The sequence below is a fragment of the Pseudomonas sp. RIT623 genome (assembly GCF_004519305.1).
GTDB lineage: Bacteria > Pseudomonadota > Gammaproteobacteria > Pseudomonadales > Pseudomonadaceae > Aquipseudomonas.
The window spans coordinates 21,521-43,444 of sequence record NZ_SOZA01000043.1 but is presented as its reverse complement, the minus strand read 5'-3'; the positions used below and the strand labels follow the sequence as shown (position 1 = coordinate 43,444).

Sequence of the window (21,924 nt, the reverse complement as noted above, 5' to 3'; positions counted from 1 at the left end):
GCGACTTTTTTCTCGACCATGCGCATCAGCAGCATCAAGCCCATGTTCAGGGTGAAGTAGATCAGCGTGGCCAAGGTGAACGCCTCGAACAGGTTGGCGGAGAACTCGGCGGTCTGCTTGGTTTGCGCCAGCAGCTCCATCAGGCCGATCAGCGAGGCCACCGAGGAGTTCTTGAACACGTTCAGGAATTCCGAGGTGAGCGGCGGAATGATGATCCGGTAGGCCTGCGGCAGCAGCACGTTGCTGTAGATCTGCGGCAGGCTGAAGCCCATGGCGCGAGCGGCGGCCTCCTGGCCGCGGGGCAGGGCCTGGATGCCGGTGCGCACCTGTTCGCAGACGCGCGCTGCGGTGAACAGGCCCAGGCAGATGACCACGCTGATCAGTGCCGAGGTGGTTGGGTTGAGGTCCTGCTTGAACCATTCCTGCAGGCCTTCGGGCAGCAGATCCGGAACCAGGAAGTACCAGATGAACAGTTGCACCAGCAGCGGCACGTTGCGGAACAGTTCCACGTAAGCGGCGGCAATCCCTGACACCAGACGGTTGGGCACGGTACGCATCACGCCAAGGATCGACCCCAGCAGCAACGCGATGATCCAGGCGGTGATGGCGATGGCGATGGTCCAGCCCAGACCGGTGATGTACCAGTCCAGGTAGGTTTCGCTGCCCACCCCGGTGGACTTGAAGAACACGCCCCAGTCCCAGTTGTAATTCATCGGGATTTCCCCTCAGACGATTGTTTCACGGGCACCTTTAAGCATCCGGGGGTGCAGGGCACCCTCGGATGAAAGGTTAGACACTTAATGAGTGGCCTGTCGGATCGATTCGCGCGGATGGGCGCCAGGCCACTATCTGCCGGTCAGGACTTCTTCTCGTCCGCGGCCTTGTCGGTCGGCTCGGCGATCAGTTTCTTCAGCTCGTCGCTCATCGGGAACTGCAGGTTCAGGCCTTTTGGCGGGATCGGCTGCTGGAACCACTTGTCGTAGCTCTTGTTGACTTCGCCCGACTTGAAGTAGGCGACGATGGCCTCGTCGACTGCTTTCTTGAACGCCGTGTCTTCCTTGCGCACCATGCAGCCGTAGATTTCATACGACTGCGGAGTACCGGTGATGACCCAGTCGGACGGCTTGCGGGCCTTGGCCATTTCACCGGCCAGCAGGGCGTCGTCCATCATGAAGGCCACGGCGCGACCGCTTTCGAGCATGTTGAAGGCTTCACCGTGGTCTTTGGCCGAGATCACGTTCATCTTCATCTGTTTGTCGGCGTTCATCGCCTTGAGGATGCGCTCGGAGGTAGTGCCGGCGGTGGTCACCACGTTCTTGCCGGCCAGGTCCGGGAAGTCTTTATAGGATGGCTGGCCATCCTTGACCTTGGTCAGCAGGCGGGTGCCGACCTCGAAGATGCCCACCGAGAAGCCGACTTGCTGCTGGCGCTCGACGTTGTTGGTGGTGGAGCCGCACTCCAGGTCCACGGTGCCGTTCTGCACTAGCGGGATGCGGGTCTGCGAGGTGACCAGGTTGTACTTGACCTTGATGTCGGTGCCCAATTGCTTCTTCAGGGCTTCGACGACGGCCAGCTGGATGTCGTGGGAATAGCCTACTGGCGCGGTGCTGCCGGCCAGGTAGGAGAACGGGATGGAGGAGTCGCGGTGGCCCAGGGTGATGGTACCCGAATCCTTGATCTTCTTCAGAGTACCAGTCAGCTCTTCGGCCATGACTGGCGATGCGATGACAGCGGCCGCGATGGCGGCGCCCAGCAATTGACGAACGATGCGCATCAAATTTTCCTCGACGTGTTTGTTTTTTTTATGGAGCCGTTGGCGGACTCTTTCGTTCAACGAATACAGCATGAAGCGTGGTGCATTCGGCTAGCAAGTGTAGAGCATGAGTCGTGCCAAGCCCTGATATCGATCATAACGCCGTGAAAACACGGCGGATTAATCTTTTTTGACGTGTTTGTTGGAGTACTGGCTTTCGGTATTCCGAATGGTGTGTTGGAGGGTGTTCGGAAATCCGAATGAGTGGGCCTGATTGACCGGGTTGCTGTTTTAAGTACCGCATCGCCGCTGCGTCGCAGTGCTTTTCTGTTTTTTTAGACAGGAGACCTACTGTGGCAACTCAAGCACTCTTTCCGTCGGCCTCGGTCGACCATCTTATCGAACGGCAACTGCCGGCATGGCTACTCGGCGCCCAGCGTGACCATCGCGATCGCTACCAGCAAGTGCTGCGTGAGCAGCAGGCCCTTGTCGAACGTCTGCGCCACTTGCTCGATCGGATTGTGCCGCCGGAACAATTCGCCGCGCCGTTATTGGAAAAAGCCCTGCTCGAAGCGGGCTTGCCAGCGATGGATCCACGCCAGGCGTTCGTTGATATCAAAGAACAGTTCAAGCGCCCCTCCGCTGCAGAGAAGTTCTACCAGCCGAGCGTCACTTACCATTCCCGGCAAAGCCTGCTCGCGGCTGCCCTGCACAATTTTCAGGCGCAGGAAACCCAACCCTGGTTCCTGCGTGAGGCCAAGTTGATCGGTGCCAAGAACAGGCGGCTGGCGTTGAGCTTCGAGCGATTTGCCAGCCTTTGTCGCACGCTGGATGTGGGCGAGCGTTATCAGGCGCTACTCAGGAGCGTGCTGCAACCCCGAGCGGGACGTGGGCAACCTGAGGGGCAGGCGCGCAGGAGCATTGAGCAATTGTTCGAAGAAACGTTGCGCGCGCAGTTGCAGGCTGCGGTGTACGAGGCACGGTTCAAGGGGCATATGGATGAATGGGATCTCCAGCGTCTGTTGTCGCTGTTCGCCAGGCAACCCTGGCAAGACCGCAAGTCGGGCAGCCTGACGCCCAGGCAGCTCTACCTGTTGGGCAAGTGCGTGACGGGGGTCATGACCTTTGAATGGCGTCCCGAACCGGGTGCTGATGTCGACGAGGTGATTGCCTGGATACCCGACGACCCGCAGAAAAGCCTGCGCCATTACGACAATTGGGACGCGCTCTATGCAGACTTCGCGCTGCGTTTACAGGTGCCTGGTTTTTATCGGTTTTTCTGCCGTTTCATCCGGGTACGAGACCGCTCGGGGTTTGATACGGCGCTTGCCAAGGCGATAGGCCAATCGAGCGCTGGGCAGGCGATTGAGCTGGATGGGCGGCATCTGCCGATCGAGGGGGATCCGTTTGCCCAGGGGCGAGCGTTGCAGATCGCCCGGATTTTCGACGACGCTCGCTGCCTGGCTGTCCCCACGGACGATGAAGATCGTGAGGCACGCCAGGCACGCCTGCAGCGGATGCTGAGCGCAGGGCTGGATATGCTGGGGCTGGCGGCCATTTTCGTGCCTGGGCTGGGCGAAGCGCTGCTGCTGGTCAACGCCGGACAGCTTTTGGGCGAGGTTTACCAAGGCTACCAGGCGTGGCGGCTGGGGGATCGCCAGGGCGCCTTGGATCACTTGTTCGGGGTTGCCCAATGCGTGGCACTGGCCGGTGTAGGCGCGGGGGCGGTGCATTTGCTGCAGCGAGTGCCGTTCGTCGATCTGCTGGAGCCGGTCACTGATAGCGCAACAGGGGCCAAACTGCGTCGAAATCTTCAACCCAGGCATACCGAGGATTCACCGGCGGCATTGCTGCAGGGCTGGCAAGCAGGTCGTTTCGAGGAGGGCCTTGCCGAGCACGCGCAGATCTTGCTGAACGCCAGCGGGTTGAGCGTCGACCAACTACGCAGACTACGGGTCGAGCAGGCGAAGCCGCCCGCGCGATTATTCGACCTCGACGAGCGCGTCAGGCTGCATATCTCCCGTGCGGAACTCAGCGGGGCGCAGTTCGAGCAGCAGTTGGCCAGCCAAGGGGTCGTGCCCACAGCCGACCAGGCGCTGCTGATCTCGGCTTTCCCAGGGCTGACGTCACGCGCTGCCGAAGAAATCATCGAGCACGCCAGTTCGGCGCAAATCGCACAATTGAGCAGCACCAAGCGGGTTCCTCTGAGCCTGGCCGAGCGGGCACGTTGGGCGCTGCGGGACAGCCGCATCGATCTCGCTTGTCTGGGGCTGCGGCTACAAGCAGGGTTCAATAGCGACAGTGAGCAATTGGCAATGAAACTGGTCGACCTCAAGGCGCCTTGGTCCGGTTCGACGGCAGTGCAACTTCGCGAGGCAAGCCCGGGGGGCCGGCTGCTGTTTGCCAGCCAGGCACCAGGGAGTGGGCCGGCTCGGGTCATTGTGCGACAGGGGCAGGGGCGTTACCGCCTGGAGGGGGCTCCATCGTCAGCGTCCGGCGGGGACGAGGCGCCGTTGCTCAAGGTGCTGCTGCAATGCCTGGACAAGGAGCAGAAGATCGCCTTGGGTCATGCTGACCTGAGCGTCAAGCAGTTGCGTCAGTGGTTGGTCGAAGCCGTCCGTGACGATCGCGAGCAGGCCGCGCGCCTGCTCGGCCTATCACCGATCGGTGCCGGCGTGCGGCCGCCCGGGCGGTTTGGCGACGGGCACCTGGCTTACCGCCTGAGCGGTGGCGGTGAAAGTAGCCAACAAGCGATTCGCCGCGGTATTCACCAGATCTTTCCGACTTTCAGTGAGCTGCAACTGGATGCCTACTTGAATGCCGTGCGCGCGCGAGGGCACAACCTTTGGGACCATTATCAGGTGTTGCAGCGTCAGCTTGCCGACCTGCGGCAGGCCCTGGACACTTGGCAGTCGCAATGGCGCACGCCCGCCGATGCTGTCCGGCGCCGGCGGGTGGTGGAAACCTTGCGCCGTGGTTGGCGGCGCAAGCTGGTGGATGCCAACGATGAGTATGAGCTGGTGATCAGCGGCGAGCACGTCGGGCAACTGCCGACCTTGCCGACAGGGGTCGACTATGCCCATGTCCAGCGCCTGGTGTTGCGCGACATGGGGTTGCAGACGATAGACGCCGATTTTCTCAGGCGTTTCCCCAACCTGGTCGAGCTCGACCTGAGCGGCAATCGTCTCACCCAGGTACCGGACGGCATTGAGACACTGGTGCACTTGCGCAGGATGGACCTGTCGCGCAACCAGTTGGCCATCGACACCGAGGCCAACCGCCGTTTCGCCCGGTTACGGTTGTTGGACACGATTGAACTGAGTTTCAACCCGCTGACGCAGGCGCCGGATCTTTCAGGGTTGCGTCATGTCCGGCATGTGCATTTGCGCTCGACCGGGCTGGTCGATGTGAACGAGCTGCTCGAGCGTGCGTCGTGGCGAGCGCTGGTCGATGCCCGAGATAACCGGATTAGCGAGCTTGCACAGGATCTGCATGGTTTGAGCTTGCGCCTGCCGCGTGTCGACCTGCACGACAATCCGTTGAGCGCGACAGGACGAGCGCACCTTGATCAAGTGCGTGGCAACGTCGCCGCGGGGCGTCGGGGAAGTGCTTCGTACCGGCACCGTGAAGCCACGACCGCAGTGCGCGGGCAGTGGACCGACACGCGCGACAGCACTTTACGCAGCCAGCGGGAAATGACCTGGGATCGCTTGCGACAAACATCGGGCTCCGATGACCTGTTTCGTTTTCTCGCTGACTTCAGCGCAACGGAGGATTTCGAGGCGCATCCGGGGCACTATCGGCGCAGGGTATGGCGCATTCTCGATGCCTGTGAGCAAAACGAAGTGTTGCGCGAGCAACTGTTCCGCGAGGCCGGTGGTCCACGCAGTTGCGAGGATCGCTTGTTGCTGTTGCTCAGTCAGCTGGAAGTGGGGGTACTGGTCCAGCAAGGGGTGGGTGGGCTTTCGGCGGCCATGGCCGAGCAGGGACTGTTGCGTCTGGGGCAGCAGCTATATCGGTTGGATCGGGTGGACGCCATCGCCGCCCGCCAGGTTGAACGGATGCGCGCCAGCGGGGGGCGAGAGGTCGACGAGATCGAGGTTCGCTTGTTCTACCGTAACCGCTTGGCACAAGCCCTGGAATTACCGGTGCAAGTCGACGACATGCACTTCGCTGCCTATGCCAATGTTACCGAGGCTGATCTGCTCAAGGCCCAGCTCGAAGTGCTGCAGAGCGAGACGCCGCAGGCGGTACGAGAGACGCTGATCCATCGACCGTTCTGGGAGCACTACGCGAGGCGGCGCTATGCGTCCCGTTTCGAGGCACTGGCAGAGCCGTTTCATCAGCGTTTGGCCACCCTCGAGGCGGAGGCGGCCAATGGTTCTGAACAATCCTATGTAGCGGGGGCCAATACGCTCATGCAGGAACTGCAACAGGCAGAACAGCAATTGCTCAAGACGTTGGCCGAGGAGGCCTGGGCGCGTTTGCCGATATGAGTGCTGGCCGTGGGCTCGTTCTTGGGACCACGGCGCCTCGGTAGGGCTCAGGCTGCGCGGGTAGCGGCTTGGGCGGCCTGCTTGCGCTGCAGGTAGTCCGCCAGTGCCTGCTGTTCGGCGGCGCTGGTGAACAAGCCCAGTTTGGTCCGGCGCCAGAGGATGTCTTCGGCGCTGGCGGCCCATTCCTGGGCGCAAAGGTAGTCGACCTCGCGCGTGAACAGCCCACCGCCGATGGATTGCCCCAGGTCCTCGGGGCCCTGCACCGCCTCGAGCAACTGCCAGACGCGGCTACCGTAGGTCTGCGCCCAACGCTTGGCGATGTCCACTGCCAGCCAGCCATGGCGGGCCAGCAGGGCATCGACCAATGCTGGCGCGGTGGTCATGTCCTCGCCACCGGGCAGGGGCGAGGTGGCGGTCCAGCTGCCGCGCATCTGGGTGAAGTAGGGTTTCAGTTCGCCCATCGCCGATTCGGCCAGCTTGCGGTAGGTGGTGAGCTTGCCGCCGAATACCGACAGCAAAGGGGCCTGCCCCTCGCTGGCGGACAGCGCCAGGGTGTAGTCGCGGGTTACTGCCGAGGGGTTGTCCGACTCGTCGTTGCACAGTGGGCGGACGCCGGAATAGGTGTGCACGATGTCACTGCGCCCGAGCTGATGATTGAAGTGCTCGTTGACCACCTTCAACAGGTAGTCGGTTTCCTGCTCGGTGATCGCCACTTTGGCGGGGTCGCCGCTGTATTCGCGGTCAGTGGTGCCGATCAGGGTGAAACGCTCCAGATACGGGATGCAGAAGACGATACGCTGGTCTTCGTTCTGCAGAATGTAGGCATGGTCGCCCTCATACAGGCGCGGCACGATGAGGTGGCTGCCCTGGATCAGGCGGATACCGTACGGTGCGTCGAGCTTGAGATCATCCTTGATGAAGCTGGCCACCCAGGGGCCGGCGGCGTTGACCAGGGCGCGGGCGCGGAGGGTCTGCAGGGTGCCGTCGGCGTGCTGCAGTTCCACCTGCCACAGGCCATCGATGCGTTCGGCGCGCAGGCAGCGGGTGCGGGTGCGAATGTCCGCGCCGTTTTCCCGGGCGGCCATGGCGTTGAGCACCACCAGGCGGGCGTCGTCGACGGCGCAGTCAGCATACTCGAAGCCGCGGGTGATGGCCGGCTTGAGCGGGTAGCCTGGGCCGAAGCGCAGGCCGCGCGAGGCGCCCAGGCGCTTGCGTTTGCCCAGGTGATCATAGAGGAACAGGCCAGCGCGGATCATCCAGGCTGGGCGCAGGTGCGGACGGTGCGGCAGCACGAAGCGCATTGGCTTGACGATATGCGGCGCCTTGGCCAGCAGCACTTCGCGCTCGGCCAGGGCTTCGCGCACCAGGCGGAACTCATAGTGCTCCAGGTAGCGCAGGCCGCCATGGATCAGCTTGCTGCTGGCCGAGGAGGTGTGCTGGGCCAGATCGTCCTTTTCGCAAAGGAACACCTTGAGGCCGCGCCCGGCGGCATCGGCAGCGATGCCCACGCCATTGATGCCACCGCCGATCACGGCGAGGTCGTAGCAGTCGTGCAGGGGTGGCTGGGACGAAACGGGCTGGGACACGGGCAAGGCCTCCTGGGGCGTTCGCATCGAATGCGAACATTGATGTTCGTTTTCGAAAATACTAGCGCAATGAACAGGCGGCTGCCAGTCAGTCTTTATAGAAAAAACTGATCGGATGACAGGGAAATGAACATTTACGAAAAGACAAGATGATTGGTTTGCTAAGTGGAGGCCTCGAGCGTCGCGTGGGCGGCGCTCGGTCTCAACGCGGTAGAGGCGCTCAAACCACGTCGAGGCGGATCTTGTGCTGATTGAGTAACTGGCTGAGGGCCGCAGATGGTGCCTGGTCGGTCACCAGGCAATCGACCAGGTTGATCGAGCCCAGGCGTACCATGGCGTTGCGGCCGAACTTGCTGGAGTCCGCGGCGAGAATGACCTGGCGGGCATTGGTGATGATCGCCTGCGACACGCGCACTTCCTGGTAGTCGAAATCCAGCAGGCTGCCGTCTTCATCGATGCCGCTGATCCCGACCACGGCGTAATCGACCTTGAACTGGTTGATGAAATCGACGCTGGCCTGGCCGACCACGCCGCCATCGCGGCGCACCGTGCCACCCGCCACCAGCACCTCGAAATCATCCTTGGCGGCGAGAATCGCGGCTACGTGCAGGTTGTTGGTGATGACCTTCAAGTGGCTATGGTTGAGCAGGGCTCGGGCGATGGACTCGGTGGTGGTGCCGATGTTGATGAACAGCGAGGCGTGATCGGGGATTTGTTGGGCCACGGCTTCGGCGATGCGCTGCTTTTCATCGCGCATCTGGTCGGCACGCATGGCGTAGGCGGTGTTCTCGATGCTCGAGTCATAGGCTGCGCCACCGTGGTAGCGGCGTAGCAGGTTGACTTCGGCGAGCTGGTTGATATCGCGGCGGATGGTCTGCGGGGTGACGACGAACAGCTGCGCCATCTCCTCGATGCTGACATAGCCACGTTCGCGGACCAGCTCGAGAATTTGTTGTTGGCGTGGAGGCAGATTCATGGGCGGTCCTTTGGGGCAGCCGGACAAATTCTGCAATGATGCCGTAGCTCGGGGTGTAGGACCAGCCTGGTAATTGCCTGAAGGGCCGTCGCCGCAAGCCCGCTGCCACCACCGATCAGGTAGGAGCGGGCTTGCCGCGGTATACCTCAAGCCTCAGGCGTCGTGGTCTTCCCAGTCGCGGGTGCGGTCCACGGCCTTGCGCCAGCCCTTGTACAGCTTCTCTTTGGCGGCTTCATCCAACTGCGGGCTGAATTCGCGCTCGATGATCGCCTTGTCGCGCAGCTCGTCCAGGCCGCTCCAGAAACCGCAGGCCAGGCCGGCCAGGTAAGCGGCGCCAAGGGCAGTGGTTTCGCGCATTTTCGGGCGCTCGACGCAGGTGCCGAGGATGTCGGCCTGGAACTGCATGAGGAAGTTGTTGGCCACCGCACCACCGTCCACGCGCAGTTCCGACAGGCGCTGGCCGCAGTCCTGCTGCATGGCGTCGAGCACGTCGCGGGTCTGGTAGGCAATCGACTCCAGGGCTGCGCGAATGATGTGATCGACCTTGACGCCGCGGGTCAGGCCGAACAGCGCGCCGCGGGCATAGGGGTCCCAGTATGGGGCGCCCAGGCCGGTGAAGGCTGGTACCAGGTAGACGCCGTTGCTGTCCTTGACCTTGCTGGCGAAGTACTCGGTGTCGTAGGCGTCGTTGACGATCTTCAGTTCGTCGCGCAGCCACTGCACGGTGGAACCACCGTTGAATACCGCGCCTTCCAGGGCATAGGCCACTTCGCCGCGCGGGCCGCAGGCGATAGTGGTGAGCAGGCCGTGAGACGACTTGACCGCCTTGTCGCCAGTGTTCATCAGCAGGAAGCAACCGGTGCCGTAGGTGTTCTTGGCTTGGCCCGGCTCGACGCACATCTGGCCGAACAGCGCCGATTGCTGGTCGCCGGCGATACCGGCGATATCGATGCCGCTCTTGGTCTTGCCATAGACTTCGGACGACGGACGGACCTTGGGCAGCATCTGGCGCGGAATGCCGAGGATATCGAGCAGTTTTTCGTCCCACTGCAGGGTATGGATGTTGAACATCAGCGTGCGCGAGGCGTTGGTGTAGTCGGTGACATGCACCTTGCCGCCGGAGAACTTCCAGATCAGCCAGGTATCGACGGTGCCGAACAGCAGCTCGCCGCGTTCGGCGCGTTCGCGGGCGCCTTCGACGTTGTCGAGGATCCACTTGAGCTTGGTGCCGGAGAAGTACGGGTCGGTGACCAGGCCAGTGGTTTCGCGGATGTACTGCTCGTGGCCGTCGCGCTTGAGCTGGGCGCAGATCTCGGTGCTGCGGCGGCATTGCCAGACGATGGCGTTGTACACCGGGCGACCGGTTTCCTTGTCCCATACCACCGTGGTTTCACGCTGGTTGGTGATGCCGATGGCGGCGACCTGGGCATGGCTGATGCCGGCCTGGGCCAGGGCCTCGACCATGGTGGCGCTCTGGGTGGCGAAGATTTCCATCGGGTCGTGCTCGACCCAGCCGGCCTGCGGGTAGTGCTGGGCGAACTCGCGCTGGGAGGTGCCGACCACGTTGGCGTCACGGTCGAAGATGATCGCTCGCGAACTGGTGGTGCCTTGGTCCAGGGCGATGATGTAGTTCTTGTCCAGGGTGTCTGTCATGTCGATGGCCTTGCAAGAAATTGGAGTAGGTCAGGGCGTGGCGGGTGCGGGCTGATCAGCCTCGGGCACGGCGCGGGCATCAGGAAACCTGGGTATCACCCTGGGGATTATCGTCTGTCTGGGTTGTTTCGGCGTGCGCGCTCGGCAGGTTGCGGGCAATCAGGCCGCGGTACAGGGCCGCACCCAGGCTGGCGCCGAGAATCGGTGCGAAGATCGGCACCAGGAAATACGGAACATCGCGGCCGCCGGTGAAGGCCACTTCACCCCAGCCAGCAAGGAATGTCATCAGCTTTGGGCCGAAGTCACGTGCCGGGTTCATCGCGAAGCCGGTCAGTGGGCCCATGGCGCTGCCGATCACGGCGATCAGCAGGCCGATCAGCAAGGGCGCGGTGGCACCCCGTGGCAGACCGTTGTTGTCGTCGGTCAGGGCCATGATCACGGCCATCAGGATGGCGGTGATGATCACCTCTACCAGGAAGGCCTGGCCGGTGGACAGCGCCGGGTGCGGGTAGGTGGAGAAGGTCGAGGCCAGCTCGAGGCTAGCCTGGCTGCCACGGACCATGGCATGGCTCTGTTCGAAATCGAAGAACAGGTTGCTGTACAGGAAGTACACCAGCGCGGCGCCGCAGAACGCGCCACAGACCTGGGCCAGCATGTAGAACGGCAGTTTGCGCTTGTCGAAGCCGGCGAACAGTGCCAGGGCGATGCTCACCGCCGGGTTCAGGTGCGCGCCGGAAACGCCGGCGGTGAGGTAGATCGCCATGCTCACCCCGACCCCCCAGATGATGCTGATCTCCCACAGGCCGAAGCTGGCGCCGGCGACCTTGAGCGCGGCGACACAGCCAGTGCCGAAGAAGATGAGTAGGGCGGTGCCGAGGAATTCGGCCAGGCATTGGGCGGACAATGTCGGTTGTCGCAGTGCAGTCGTCATGTATGACCTCGGTTCTTGTTGTTGTGAGGCGCAGGGCGCTCGACAGCAAAATGCCCGGCATCAATCCCCATTGACGACAGGCGGGTACAGGAAGTGCACCTTATAAGTGCACCATTTATTCATAAACGAAAAAATATAGACAAGAAACGCTGATGTCAAAGGTCGAAAATGAACGTCTGGCCACATTCTGACTGCCAGGCCTTGGCATGAATCCATGGCCGCTGCTCTAACCTGGGCCTTGCGCTGGCTGGTGTGACGGATTTGCCCTAAAGTAGCCGCCGACCTGTGAGCTACTGGAGCTACCATGACCCCCGCCCTGGACCTGTTGAAAAAAGCCCGTGCCGAGCATCGCGTGCACAGCTACGAACACGATCCGAAGAGCGCTTCCTATGGCCTGGAGGCCGCGGAAAAGCTTGGTCTGGACCCGCAGCAGGTGTTCAAGACCTTGCTCGCCAGCAGCGAAAAAGGCGAGTTGCTGGTGGCGGTGGTGCCCGTGGTCGGCACCCTCGATTTGAAAGCCCTGGCCCATGCGGCGGGGGTGAAGAAATGCGAGATGGCCGATCCCCAGGCCGCCCAGCGCGCCACTGGCTACCTGGTGGGTGGCATCAGCCCGCTGGGCCAGAAGAAGCGCCTGCGCACCTTCATCGATCAATCGGCGCAACAATATGAAACCATTCATGTGAGTGCCGGGCGCCGTGGCCTGGAGGTGGAACTGGCGGCAGCGGTGCTGGCGGTTCACACCCATGGGCAATTTGCCGAGATCGGGCGCGGCTGATCATCTGTACTGATTCAAATCCCACGACTCTGTCACTGTTCGGTCCCGGGGCATTACTCCATGCTCTGGGCCCTTCTCGCCGAACACAGGAGTCATGGCATGCAGCTGCATTTTCATCAGGTCGACGCATTCAGTGACCGCCCCTTCGCCGGCAATCCGGCCATGGTCTACCACCTGGAGCAGTGGCTCGACGACGGGTTGATGCAGCAGATCGCCGCCGAGCACAACCTCGCCGAAACCGCGTTCGTGGTGGCTGAAGGGCAGGGTTATCGGATCCGTTGGTTCACCCCGAGCACCGAGGTGCCGCTGTGTGGCCATGCCACGCTGGCCACCGCTCATGTGCTGTTCGAGGTGTATGGCGAAAAGGCCCAACGTCTGGATTTTCAGAGCCAGTCGGGATTGCTGAGTGTGACCCGTGAAGATGGGTATCTATGGCTGGATTTTCCGCGTATCGATCCGCAACCGCTGGCAGAACCGCTGGCGGTGGCCGAAGCCTTGGGTTGCGAGGTGCAGGAGGTGTACCAGACCAAGGAACTGATGGTCGTGCTGGCCGCGGAGCAGGCCGTGCGTGACTGTGCGCCGAACATGGCGGCGCTGGCAGATTTGCCGGGGCTAGGGGTGATCGTCACCGCCCCGGGCGAGCAGCATGATTTTGTGTCGCGTTATTTCGCGCCCGGCATAGGCATCCCGGAGGATCCGGTTACCGGATCGACCCACTGCGCGTTGATCCCGTACTGGGCGGCGCGTCTGGGCAAGTCCGAGTTGCATGCCTTCCAGCGCTCGGCCAGGGGCGGGGAGCTGTTTTGCCGCCTGGAAGGGGAGCGGGTGAAGATCGGTGGAGTGGCCCGGCGGGTGGCCAGTGGCACGCTGATGCTGTGATCTATCCAGAGCATGGCGTCGTGCGCTTCGCCAGCAAGGCTGGCTCCTACCTGTTTGGTAGGGCCAGCTTTGCGGGCAGTTATACGGATCAGTGCGCCGAGCTGACCCGGCGTACTCCGTTCTCATGGCGCGCCAGTTGCGCCGCCACGCTGCCAGGCACCGGGAACAGCACCAGGTGATCGGCCGCTACGGCAATGCCGACCTCCTGGCCGACCGGGTGATCGTTATGGCTGGGGAAGATCGCTTCGAGCTGGCTGCCGGTGGGCAACTGCAGGCGATACAGGGTCGAGGCACCGAGAAAACTCTTGCCGATGACCTGTGCGCGCAAGGTGCTGTCGGGCGCATGGATGATGTCATCGGGACGCAGCAACACGTCCACCGAGCTGCCGGGGGCCATGGTATAGGCGCGGTTGCCACGCAGCTCGCCGAGCTCGGTGGTCACCGCCTCGTGGCTGCTCATCTGGCCACGGATGAAGTAGCCCTGGCCAATGAAACTGGCGACGAACGGCGTCTGCGGCTCGTGATAGAGGTTGTAGGGCGTGTCCCATTGCTCCAGGCGGCCCTCCTTGAACACCCCGACGTGGTCGCTGACGGCGAAGGCTTCTTCCTGGTCGTGGGTGACGAGGATGGCACTGGTGCCACGGCTCTTGAGAATATCGCGCACCTCGTGGCTCAGGCGTCGGCGCAGCTCCACGTCGAGGTTGGAGAAGGGCTCGTCGAGCAGCAGCAATTGCGGTTCCGGTGCCAGCGCCCGAGCCAGGGCGACGCGCTGTTGCTGGCCGCCGGACAGCTCGTGCGGGTAACGCCCGCCGAGGCCGCCGAGCTTGACCAGGGCGAGCATTTCCTCGACCACTTCAGCCTGCTTGGGGTGCTTGCCGATGCCGAAGGCGATGTTCTGCGCCACGGTAAGGTGGGGGAACAGCGCGTAGTCCTGGAACACCATGCCGATCCGGCGCTTCTCCGGGGCCAAGGTGAAGCCGGCGCGGGAGATGACCTCGCCGGCTAGCTGGATCTCACCCTGGTGTACCGGCTCGAAACCGGCGATGGCGCGCAGGGTGGTGGTCTTGCCGCAGCCCGAAGAGCCCAGCAGGCAACCGATGTCGCCTGCGTTCAGGTGCAGGTTGAGGTTCTGGACGATGCGCTGGTCGCCATAGCCACAGGCGAGGTCGCGCAGGTTGAGCAGCAGGGATTGACTCATGCGTGGTGGTAAGCCGGTTCTACAAGGAATTCCAGAAGGGCCTTCTGTGCATGCAGGCGGTTTTCAGCCTCGTCCCAGGCGACCGAACGGGGGTCGTCGAGCAGGTCCTGGCTGATTTCCTCACCGCGGTGTGCGGGCAAGCAATGCATGAACAGGGCGTCGGGTGCCGCCAGGTCGAGCAGTTCGCGGGTGACCTGGTAAGGCGCGAAATGCGCCAGGCGCCGTGCAGTTTCCTCTTCCTGACCCATGGAAGTCCAGACATCCGTGGTCACCAGGTGGGCGCCACGCACCGCCTCCCTGGGGTCACGGACGATCTGCACGCGCTCGCCGCCCAGTTGCAGGAAGCGTGGGTCAGGGTCGTAGCCTTCTGGGCAGGCGATGCGCAGCTGGAAATCGAACTGCAGGGCGGCCTCGATATACGAGTTGCACATGTTGAAGCCATCGCCGACCCACGCCACGGTCTTGCCCTGGATCGCGCCGCGGTGCTCGACGAAGGTCTGCATGTCGGCCAGCAACTGGCAGGGGTGCGATTCATCGGACAGGCCGTTGATCACCGGTACCTTGGAATGGGCGGCGAACTCGGTGAGCGTGCTGTGGGCGTGGGTGCGGATCATCACCGCGTCGACCATGCTCGACAGCACGATCGCACTGTCGGCGATCGGTTCGCCACGGCCCAGCTGGGTGTCGCGCGGCGACAGGAAGATGGCTTGGCCGCCGAGCTGGATCATGCCGGCTTCGAACGACACCCGGGTACGGGTCGAGGATTTCTCGAAGATCATGCCCAGCACACGGTTCTTCAGCGGCTCGAACAGCACGCCACGCTTGCGCAGGTCCTTCAGCTCGATGCCTCGGCGGATCACACCGAGCAATTCGTCGGTGGTGAAATCCAGCAGGGAGAGAAAGTGCCTAGCGCTCATGATTGACTACCTTATCTGCAACGTTCTGCAGGTCGACCGTATGGTTTTTGTTGACAACGGAGGTGACCTGCGGCGTAAGCCGCACGGGGCGGACGGAATAGGGAAAGGCGCAATACTATAATTAAATGTCGCCTGAAACCAAGAGGGGAAACGCTGCCACTGTGGCAAAGGGTGTCGTAACCCTTTGGCAGGCAGCCGTTTTTTATTTGCTACAGAGGTTGTACACGGCTCGGCGCGGCTTTGGCAAACCCACTGTCGTGAATCGCCGGCCTGATGTCGCCCGATTCACGCGGCGAAGCGCGCTGGCACGCCGCAATGGCGCGGCGCATAGTCGAACGTCCAGACCAACAAGGCAGAGGCGGCCATGACCAAGACCCTGCATCACCGAGCCTGTCACCTGTGCGAGGCCATCTGCGGCCTGAACATCGAAGTTAGCCACGAGGTCGATGGTCGGGCGCGCATCAGTTCGATCAAGGGAGACCCGCAGGACCCCTTCAGCCGTGGCCATATCTGCCCCAAGGCCGTGGCCCTGCAGGACATCCAGGAAGATCCGGACCGCTTGCGCCAGCCGCATCGGCGAGTGGCCGACGGCTGGCAGCCGATCAGTTGGGAGCAGGCATTCGAGTTGGCCGCCGAACGGTTGTGGGCGCTGCAGCAGGCGCACGGGCGCAATACCGTGGCGGTGTACCAGGGCAACCCCAGCGTGCACAACTACGGCTTGATGACCCACAGCAACTACTTCCTCGGCCTGCTCAAGACGCGCAACCGCTTTTCCGCGACCTCGGTCGACCAGCTACCACAGCACCTGACCAGCCACCTGATGTATGGCCACGGCCTGCTGCTGCCGATCCCGGACATCGACCATACCGAGTTCATGCTGATCCTTGGCGGCAATCCATTGGCCTCCAACGGCAGCATCATGACGGTCCCGGATGTGGAGAAGCGGCTCAAGGCGCTGAAGGCCAGGGGCGGGCGCCTGGTGGTGGTGGACCCGCGCCGTAGCGAGACGGCGGCGATGGCCGACCAGCACCTGTTCATCCGCCCAGGTGGCGATGCGGCGCTGCTGGCGGGGCTGCTGCATACCCTGTTCGCGGAGGATCTTGCCCGTGGATCGCATTTGCCGGTCAACGGCTTGGTACAGCTGCGCACAGCCCTGGCGCCGTTCGCTGCCGATGCCATGAGTGCGTGTTGTGGTATCCCGGCCGAGGCAATCCGGCAGTTGGCCCGGGATTTCGCCGCCGCCGACAAGGCCGTGTGCTATGGCCGCATGGGGGTGTCGACCCAGGCCTTCGGCACGTTGTGTCACTGGCTGGTGCAACTGATCAACCTGGTGACCGGCAACCTCGACCGCGAGGGCGGCGCGCTGTGTACGGAGCCTGCGGTGGACCTGGTGGCCAGTACCGCGGGCGGGCACTTCGACCAGTGGCGCAGCCGCGTCTCGGGCTTGCCCGAGTATGGCGGCGAACTGCCGGTGTCGGCCCTGGCTGAGGAAATTCTTGAGCCGGGCGAGGGGCAAGTGCGGGCTTTGGTCACGGTCGCCGGCAACCCGGTGTTGTCCACGCCCAATGGTCGGCAGTTGGATGAAGCGCTGGCAGGCCTGGACTTCATGCTCAGCATCGATTTGTACATCAACGAGACCACGCGCCATGCCGACCTGATCCTGCCGTCGACCTCGGCCCTGGAGAACGACCACTACGACTCCACCTTCAACCTGTTGGCGGTGCGTAACGTCACCCGTTTCAACCGGGCGATCCTGACCAAGCCCGAGGGCGCGCTGCACGACTGGGAAATCTTCGTGGGGCTGGCCGAGGCGTTTGCCGCGCGCGCCCAGCTTGAGCTGAAGGCGACCTTGCCGCCAGCGCAGATGATCGATCAGGCGTTGCGCAAGGGCCGTCATGGCGACGGTTCGATCTGGCAGCTCTCGTTACAGACGCTCGAGCAGCATCCCCATGGCCTGGACCTGGGGCCGTTGCAGCCGAACTTGGCTGGCCGCCTGCGCACCGCCAGCCAGGCGGTCGAGGCCGTACCGCAGGTCTTGCTCGACGACCTGCAGCGCCTGGCTCGACAGCGGCCGCCGGTGCCAGGTCAACTGTTGTTGATCGGTCGTCGCCATGTGCGCAGCAACAACTCCTGGATGCACAACTTCCAGCGCCTGGTCAAAGGCAAGCCGCGCCACCAGTTGCTGATGCACCCGGAGGACTTGCGCCAGCGTCACTTGCACGATGGCCAGACCGTGCGGGTTCGTTCGCGCACCGGGGTGCTGGAGGTACAGGTGCAGGCCAGCGAGGACATGATGCCAGGGGTGGTCAGCCTGCCCCATGGTTTTGGCCATGCCCGCCAAGGGGCGCGTCTGCAGGTGGCGGCCGTGTTGCCTGGGGTCAGTGCCAACGACCTGACCGACGAGCGTCTGCGTGACGGCGTGTCTGGCAATGCCGCGCTCAATGGCGTACCGGTGCAGGTGGAGGCCGCCTGAGGTACGGCAAGGCCGAGCACGCTGCTCGGCTTTCCGTTACAATGCGCCACCGTGCCGACGATCACGTCGGAAAGTTCAGCCGAGGTGCTTCATGGATATCATCGAAACAATCAAAGAGCAGATCGCCAACAACACCGTTCTGCTTTATATGAAAGGCTCGCCGAATGCCCCGCAGTGCGGCTTCTCGGCCCGTGCTTCGCAGGCTGTGATGGGTTGTGGCGAGAAGTTCGCCTATGTCGACATCCTGCAGAACCCGGAAATCCGCGCCAACTTGCCCAAGTACGCCAACTGGCCGACCTTCCCGCAACTGTGGGTGGCCGGTGAGCTGGTCGGCGGCAGCGACATCATGCTGGAGATGTTCGAAAAGGGTGAGCTGCAGACCCTGATCAAGGAAGCGGCTGCCAAGGCCAAGGCTTCCGAAGCCTGATTCGGTCCTCGCATGACAAAAAGCCCCGCAATTGCGGGGCTTTTTGTTGCGTAGTGTCACCGCGTCGCCTGATTCGCCAGCAAGGCTGGCACCTACGGTTGAAATAAACGTCTGTAGGAGCCGGCTTGCCGGCGAATACCGGTAGGCCTGGTGCCATCCACTGCGGCAGTGGCAGGGCTTATTCTTCGCCCATCTGCGATTGCAGGTAGTTCTCGATGGTGATCTTGTCGATCAGGCCCAGCTGGGTCTCCAGCCAGTCGATGTGCTCTTCCTCGGACTCGAGGATATCTTCGAGCAAGTCACGGGAACCGAAGTCGCCAGCGGTTTCGCAATGGGCGATGGCGGCTTTCAAGTCGGCGTGGGCTTTTTTCTCAAGCTTCAGGTCGCAGTCGAGCATCTCCTTGGTGTGCTCGCCGATCATCAGCTTGCCCAGGTCCTGCACGTTGGGGATGCCTTCGAGGAACAGAATACGCTTGATCAGCTTGTCAGCGTCCTTCATCGCGGTGATGGACTCTTTGTACTCGAGCTTGCCCAGCTTGTTCAGGCCCCAATCTTCATACATGCGTGCGTGCAGGAAGTACTGGTTGATCGCGACCAGCTCGTTTCCGAGGATCTTGTTGAGATGCTGGATGACGCTTACGTCGCCTTTCATAATGGGGTCCTGCCCTGTAGAAGTTGAGCCAATGAAATCAAGTTTGAGCCCGACCACTATCTATGTCAAACCTAAGTTATTGAATAATAAGTGAAAATTAATAGGAATAAGAATGTTTGTGAACCGCGTTAGGACGCTAAGTTATTGAATTGAAGGCATAAAAAAACCGGACACGAGGTCCGGTTCTTTGAATTCTGTCAGGTCAGGCGGCGTTGAATTCTACGGGGTAGGGCAGCACGGCCTGTTGGCTCAGTTGCAATTCGGTGAGCGTTTCACGCACCACCTGCTTGGCCAGGCAGGCGCATTTGCCGCACTGGCTGGCGACGTTGGTCGCGGCTCGAACTTCCTTGTAGCTGCAGCATCCTTCGTAGATCGCATCGCGGATCTGTCCGTCGGTGACACCGACACAAAGACACACATACATAAAGGCTGACCATCGCAGGGTTGAGTCGATGGGTTGGAGAGTAATGGTAATGAGAATGCTTGTCAAAGCACTTTCTGAAAGGGCCATGCTTGAGCGACCGGTGGCACAGATTCGGCCTGTCACGCAAAGCTGTGTATGATGGTCAACCTTTGCTGGATCCGGGGGAATGCGTTCCACCCGGGCAAGCTTCTTCACCCCCTCATCAGGAGAAATCGAATGAGCGTACTCGTTGGCAAGAAAGCCCCTGACTTCACCGTACCGGCTGTGCTGGGCAACGGCGAAATCGTCGACAGCTTCAACCTGGCCTCGGCCATCAAAGGCAAGTACGGCCTGGTGTTCTTCTACCCGCTGGACTTCACCTTCGTCTGCCCGTCCGAGCTGATCGCCCTGGATCACCGCATCCCGGACTTCCAGGCCCGCAACGTGGAAGTGATCGGCGTGTCGATCGACTCGCACTTCACCCACAACGCCTGGCGTAACACCCCGGTCAACAACGGCGGCATCGGCCAGGTCAAGTACACCCTGGCGGCCGACATGACCCACGAAATCTGCAAGGCCTACGACGTCGAGTCCGAAGGCGGCGTGGCTTTCCGTGGCGCCTTCCTGATCGACACCAACGGTGTCGTGCGTTCGCAGATCGTCAACGACCTGCCACTGGGTCGTAACATGGACGAGCTGCTGCGCCTGGTCGACGCCCTGCAATTCCACGAAGAGCACGGCGAAGTCTGCCCGGCCAACTGGAAGAAAGGCGACAAGGGCATGAACGCTTCGCCGGAAGGTGTTGCCGCCTACCTGAGCGAGAATGCTGGCAAGCTGTAATTTGCCAAGCGCAAAAAAAACCGGCCCTGGTGGCCGGTTTTTTTTGCCTCAAGCTTCAAGCCTCAAGTGAAAAGCACGGCGCATGCAGGCAGCTCTTTCTTGTCGCTTGAAGCTTGTGGCTTGCAGCTCAGTCGTTGAAATCGCGCCAGCCGCCCATCTCTTTCCAGCGATTGACGATGCCGCAGAACAGCTCGGCGGTCTTCTCGGTGTCGTAGCGCGCCGAATGCGCTTCCTTGCCGTCGAAGTCGATGTCCGCACTCTGGCAAGCCCGGGCCAGCACAGTCTGCCCATAGGCGAGCCCGGCGAGGGTGGCGGTGTCGAAGCTGGAGAACGGGTGGAAGGGGTTGCGCTTGATATCGTTGCGCGCTACCGCGGCATTGAGGAAGCCCAGGTCGAAGCTGCTGTTGTGGCCGACCAGGATCGCCCGCTTGCAGCCATTGGCCTTCAGTGCCTTGCGCACGCCACGGAAGATGTCGGTCAGCGCGCTGTCCTCACTCACCGCCATGCGCAGCGGGTGGTCCAGCTTGATGCCGGTGAACTCCAGGGCGGCCTGCTCGATGTTCGCGCCTTCGAAGGGCTCGACCCGATAGAAATAGGTGTGTTCGGGGAACAGGAAACCCTTCTCATCCATGCCGATGGTTACTGCGGCGATTTCCAGCAGGGCGTCGGTGGCGCTATTGAAACCGCCGGTTTCGACGTCCACCACCACTGGCAGGTAGCCACGGAAGCGCTCGGCCATCGGGTGGCGCGAGCCGCTGCTGACCGCGTTGTCCTGGTCGTCTTCGTAGAGGTCTTCGCTCACGCGTTGTCCTCCAGCAGGCGCCAGCGCAAGGTTTCACCGGCGCGCAGGGGAACCACGGTGGTGTCGCCGAACGGCAGGCTTTCAGGCGCCGACCATTCCTCGCGCACCAGGGTGATAGTGTCGGTGTTGCGTGGCAGGCCGTAGAAGTCCGGGCCGTGCTTGCTGGCGAACCCTTCGAGCTTGTCCAGGGCATTGCGTTGCTCGAACGCCTCGGCGTACAGCTCGATCGCGGCATAGGCGGTGTAACAGCCGGCACAGCCGCAGGCGGCTTCTTTCGCGTGCTTGGCGTGCGGCGCCGAGTCGGTGCCGAGGAAGAACTTCGGGTTGCCGCTGGTGGCCGCATCCAGCAGCGCCACCTGGTGGGTGTTGCGCTTGAGGATCGGCAGGCAATAGAAGTGCGGGCGAATGCCGCCGACCAGCATGTGATTGCGGTTGTATAGCAGGTGCTGGGCGGTGATGGTCGCGCCGACGTTGGCCGGGGCCTCGCTGACGAACTGCGCGGCATCGCCGGTGGTGATGTGCTCGAACACCACCTTGAGGGTCGGGAAGCGCTCTACCAGACGACGCATGTGCTCGTCGATGAAGCGCTTCTCGCGGTCGAACACGTCGATCTCGCTGCGCGTGACTTCACCGTGCACCAGCAGTGGCATGCCGGTCTCGGCCAAGGCCTCGATCGCCGGGAAGATATTGTCGATGCTGGTCACGCCCGAGTCGGAGTTGGTGGTGGCGCCGGCCGGGTAGAGCTTGGCGGCGTACACGACGCCGCTGGCCTTGGCCGCGCGGACATCCTCGGGGCTGGTGCGGTCGGTGAGGTACAGCACCATCAGCGGCTCGAAGCGGCTGCCGGCAGGGCGGGCGGCAAGGATGCGCTCGCGGTAGGCGCCAGCTTCGACGGCGTTGCGCACCGGCGGCACGAGGTTGGGCATGATGATGGCACGGGCAAAGGTACGCGCCACGTCACCGACGGTATGTGGCAGGACGGCACCATCGCGCAGATGGATGTGCCAGTCGTCGGGGCGCAGGAGGGTCAGGCGATCGGACATTGGGAATTCCAGGCGGGTCGAACTCAGACCTCAATGCTACCGGAAAACCCCTTGTCGAGCACGGCTATCAAGTTTTCCCACGGGCGTCCGATAGCCTTGAGGTAAGCCGTCAGAATCTGT

The 21,924-nt window shown here is 62.4% G+C and carries 18 protein-coding genes; 6 read left to right on the top strand and 12 right to left on the bottom strand.

Annotation, left to right across the window (positions count from 1 at the left end; all coding sequences use genetic code 11):
* Both E3U47_RS21805 and E3U47_RS21800 read right to left on the bottom strand, forming a co-directional pair.
* Positions 1-713, bottom strand: a 713-nt coding sequence (locus E3U47_RS21805; RefSeq protein WP_134693672.1) for an amino acid ABC transporter permease, incomplete at its 3' end; no start/stop codon positions are given.
* Positions 714-856: 143 nt separating this feature from the next.
* Positions 857-1,774 carry a glutamate/aspartate ABC transporter substrate-binding protein gene (locus E3U47_RS21800; RefSeq protein ID WP_134693671.1) on the bottom strand — a complete coding sequence of 306 codons (918 nt, stop codon included), beginning with the start codon at positions 1,772-1,774 and terminating at the stop codon, positions 857-859.
* 332 nt (positions 1,775-2,106) lie between these two features.
* On the opposite strand from E3U47_RS21800, the gene E3U47_RS21795 reads away from it, so the two are divergent.
* On the top strand, positions 2,107-6,249 hold the full coding sequence (locus E3U47_RS21795; protein WP_134693670.1) for an NEL-type E3 ubiquitin ligase domain-containing protein: 4,143 nt from the start codon (positions 2,107-2,109) through the stop codon (positions 6,247-6,249).
* A 47-nt stretch (positions 6,250-6,296) separates the two neighbouring features.
* Here the strand turns inward: E3U47_RS21795 and glpD are convergent, their stop codons facing one another.
* The 4 genes from glpD to E3U47_RS21775 all read right to left on the bottom strand — a co-directional run bounded on the left by glpD (position 6,297) and on the right by E3U47_RS21775 (position 11,395).
* Positions 6,297-7,835: a glycerol-3-phosphate dehydrogenase gene (glpD, locus tag E3U47_RS21790; RefSeq protein WP_177414262.1), complete on the bottom strand. Its 1,539-nt coding sequence runs from the start codon at positions 7,833-7,835 to the stop codon at positions 6,297-6,299.
* A gap of 220 nt (positions 7,836-8,055) precedes the next feature.
* Positions 8,056-8,811 (bottom strand): DNA-binding transcriptional repressor GlpR, encoded by a 756-nt coding sequence (glpR, locus tag E3U47_RS21785; RefSeq protein ID WP_134693668.1) that lies wholly within the window; start codon positions 8,809-8,811, stop codon positions 8,056-8,058.
* A 153-nt stretch (positions 8,812-8,964) separates the two neighbouring features.
* Positions 8,965-10,464 (bottom strand): glycerol kinase GlpK, encoded by a 1,500-nt coding sequence (gene glpK / locus E3U47_RS21780; RefSeq protein WP_134693667.1) that lies wholly within the window; start codon positions 10,462-10,464, stop codon positions 8,965-8,967.
* 79 nt (positions 10,465-10,543) lie between these two features.
* A complete protein-coding gene (locus tag E3U47_RS21775; protein WP_134693666.1) occupies positions 10,544-11,395 on the bottom strand; it encodes an MIP/aquaporin family protein in 852 nt (283 codons plus the stop codon).
* 304 nt (positions 11,396-11,699) lie between these two features.
* On the opposite strand from E3U47_RS21775, the gene ybaK reads away from it, so the two are divergent.
* Both ybaK and E3U47_RS21765 read left to right on the top strand, forming a co-directional pair.
* Positions 11,700-12,170, top strand: coding sequence for a Cys-tRNA(Pro) deacylase (gene ybaK, locus E3U47_RS21770; RefSeq protein ID WP_134693665.1), 471 nt, complete (start codon positions 11,700-11,702; stop codon positions 12,168-12,170).
* Positions 12,171-12,269: 99 nt separating this feature from the next.
* Positions 12,270-13,049 carry a PhzF family phenazine biosynthesis protein gene (locus E3U47_RS21765; RefSeq protein WP_134693664.1) on the top strand — a complete coding sequence of 260 codons (780 nt, stop codon included), beginning with the start codon at positions 12,270-12,272 and terminating at the stop codon, positions 13,047-13,049.
* Positions 13,050-13,137: 88 nt separating this feature from the next.
* Here the strand turns inward: E3U47_RS21765 and E3U47_RS21760 are convergent, their stop codons facing one another.
* Together E3U47_RS21760 and argF are read right to left on the bottom strand one after the other, a co-directional pair.
* Positions 13,138-14,247: an ABC transporter ATP-binding protein gene (locus E3U47_RS21760; protein WP_134693663.1), complete on the bottom strand. Its 1,110-nt coding sequence runs from the start codon at positions 14,245-14,247 to the stop codon at positions 13,138-13,140.
* Positions 14,244-15,164 carry an ornithine carbamoyltransferase gene (gene argF, locus E3U47_RS21755; protein ID WP_134693662.1) on the bottom strand — a complete coding sequence of 307 codons (921 nt, stop codon included), beginning with the start codon at positions 15,162-15,164 and terminating at the stop codon, positions 14,244-14,246. The genes E3U47_RS21760 and argF overlap by 4 nt, the downstream gene beginning before the upstream one ends.
* Positions 15,165-15,528: 364 nt before the next feature.
* Here argF and E3U47_RS21750 point away from each other — a divergent pair, with 364 nt between their 5' ends.
* The gene (locus E3U47_RS21750; RefSeq protein ID WP_134693661.1) at positions 15,529-17,637 is read left to right on the top strand and encodes a molybdopterin oxidoreductase family protein; all 2,109 of its coding nucleotides are present in this window, start codon (positions 15,529-15,531) and stop codon (positions 17,635-17,637) included.
* 91 nt (positions 17,638-17,728) lie between these two features.
* Positions 17,729-18,064 carry a Grx4 family monothiol glutaredoxin gene (gene grxD, locus E3U47_RS21745; protein WP_027918973.1) on the top strand — a complete coding sequence of 112 codons (336 nt, stop codon included), beginning with the start codon at positions 17,729-17,731 and terminating at the stop codon, positions 18,062-18,064.
* 178 nt (positions 18,065-18,242) lie between these two features.
* Here grxD and bfr read toward each other — a convergent pair whose 3' ends face one another.
* Entirely contained in the window at positions 18,243-18,716 is a 474-nt protein-coding gene (bfr, locus tag E3U47_RS21740) for a bacterioferritin (protein ID WP_134693660.1), read from the bottom strand.
* Between the two features lie 202 nt (positions 18,717-18,918).
* Positions 18,919-19,140, bottom strand: coding sequence for a bacterioferritin-associated ferredoxin (locus tag E3U47_RS21735; protein ID WP_011532520.1), 222 nt, complete (start codon positions 19,138-19,140; stop codon positions 18,919-18,921).
* A 216-nt stretch (positions 19,141-19,356) separates the two neighbouring features.
* Here E3U47_RS21735 and E3U47_RS21730 point away from each other — a divergent pair, with 216 nt between their 5' ends.
* A complete protein-coding gene (locus tag E3U47_RS21730) occupies positions 19,357-19,959 on the top strand; it encodes a peroxiredoxin (protein ID WP_009684560.1) in 603 nt (200 codons plus the stop codon).
* A gap of 127 nt (positions 19,960-20,086) precedes the next feature.
* On the opposite strand, the gene rnt is transcribed toward E3U47_RS21730, so the two are convergent.
* Together rnt and pyrC are read right to left on the bottom strand one after the other, a co-directional pair.
* Complete coding sequence (rnt, locus tag E3U47_RS21725; protein WP_372239547.1) at positions 20,087-20,698, bottom strand: ribonuclease T; 612 nt, start codon at positions 20,696-20,698, stop codon at positions 20,087-20,089.
* 59 nt (positions 20,699-20,757) lie between these two features.
* Positions 20,758-21,804 (bottom strand): dihydroorotase, encoded by a 1,047-nt coding sequence (pyrC, locus tag E3U47_RS21720; RefSeq protein ID WP_134693658.1) that lies wholly within the window; start codon positions 21,802-21,804, stop codon positions 20,758-20,760.
* Positions 21,805-21,924: the final 120 nt, after the last annotated feature.

Excerpts from the sequence above, each read along its gene's own strand:
- E3U47_RS21750 (WP_134693661.1), top strand. The coding sequence starts at position 15,529 with ATGACCAAGACCCTGCATCACCGAGCCTGTCACCTGTGCGAGGCCATC.
- ybaK (WP_134693665.1), top strand. The coding sequence starts at position 11,700 with ATGACCCCCGCCCTGGACCTGTTGAAAAAAGCCCGTGCCGAGCATCGC.
- E3U47_RS21760 (WP_134693663.1), bottom strand. The coding sequence starts at position 14,247 with ATGAGTCAATCCCTGCTGCTCAACCTGCGCGACCTCGCCTGTGGCTAT.
- E3U47_RS21775 (WP_134693666.1), bottom strand. The coding sequence starts at position 11,395 with ATGACGACTGCACTGCGACAACCGACATTGTCCGCCCAATGCCTGGCC.
- glpR (WP_134693668.1), bottom strand. The coding sequence starts at position 8,811 with ATGAATCTGCCTCCACGCCAACAACAAATTCTCGAGCTGGTCCGCGAA.
- bfr (WP_134693660.1), bottom strand. The coding sequence starts at position 18,716 with ATGAAAGGCGACGTAAGCGTCATCCAGCATCTCAACAAGATCCTCGGA.
- grxD (WP_027918973.1), top strand. The coding sequence starts at position 17,729 with ATGGATATCATCGAAACAATCAAAGAGCAGATCGCCAACAACACCGTT.
- E3U47_RS21800 (WP_134693671.1), bottom strand. The coding sequence starts at position 1,774 with ATGCGCATCGTTCGTCAATTGCTGGGCGCCGCCATCGCGGCCGCTGTC.
- E3U47_RS21765 (WP_134693664.1), top strand. The coding sequence starts at position 12,270 with ATGCAGCTGCATTTTCATCAGGTCGACGCATTCAGTGACCGCCCCTTC.
- glpK (WP_134693667.1), bottom strand. The coding sequence starts at position 10,464 with ATGACAGACACCCTGGACAAGAACTACATCATCGCCCTGGACCAAGGC.
- rnt (WP_372239547.1), bottom strand. The coding sequence starts at position 20,698 with ATGGCCGAGCGCTTCCGTGGCTACCTGCCAGTGGTGGTGGACGTCGAA.
- argF (WP_134693662.1), bottom strand. The coding sequence starts at position 15,164 with ATGAGCGCTAGGCACTTTCTCTCCCTGCTGGATTTCACCACCGACGAA.
- pyrC (WP_134693658.1), bottom strand. The coding sequence starts at position 21,804 with ATGTCCGATCGCCTGACCCTCCTGCGCCCCGACGACTGGCACATCCAT.
- E3U47_RS21730 (WP_009684560.1), top strand. The coding sequence starts at position 19,357 with ATGAGCGTACTCGTTGGCAAGAAAGCCCCTGACTTCACCGTACCGGCT.
- E3U47_RS21735 (WP_011532520.1), bottom strand. The coding sequence starts at position 19,140 with ATGTATGTGTGTCTTTGTGTCGGTGTCACCGACGGACAGATCCGCGAT.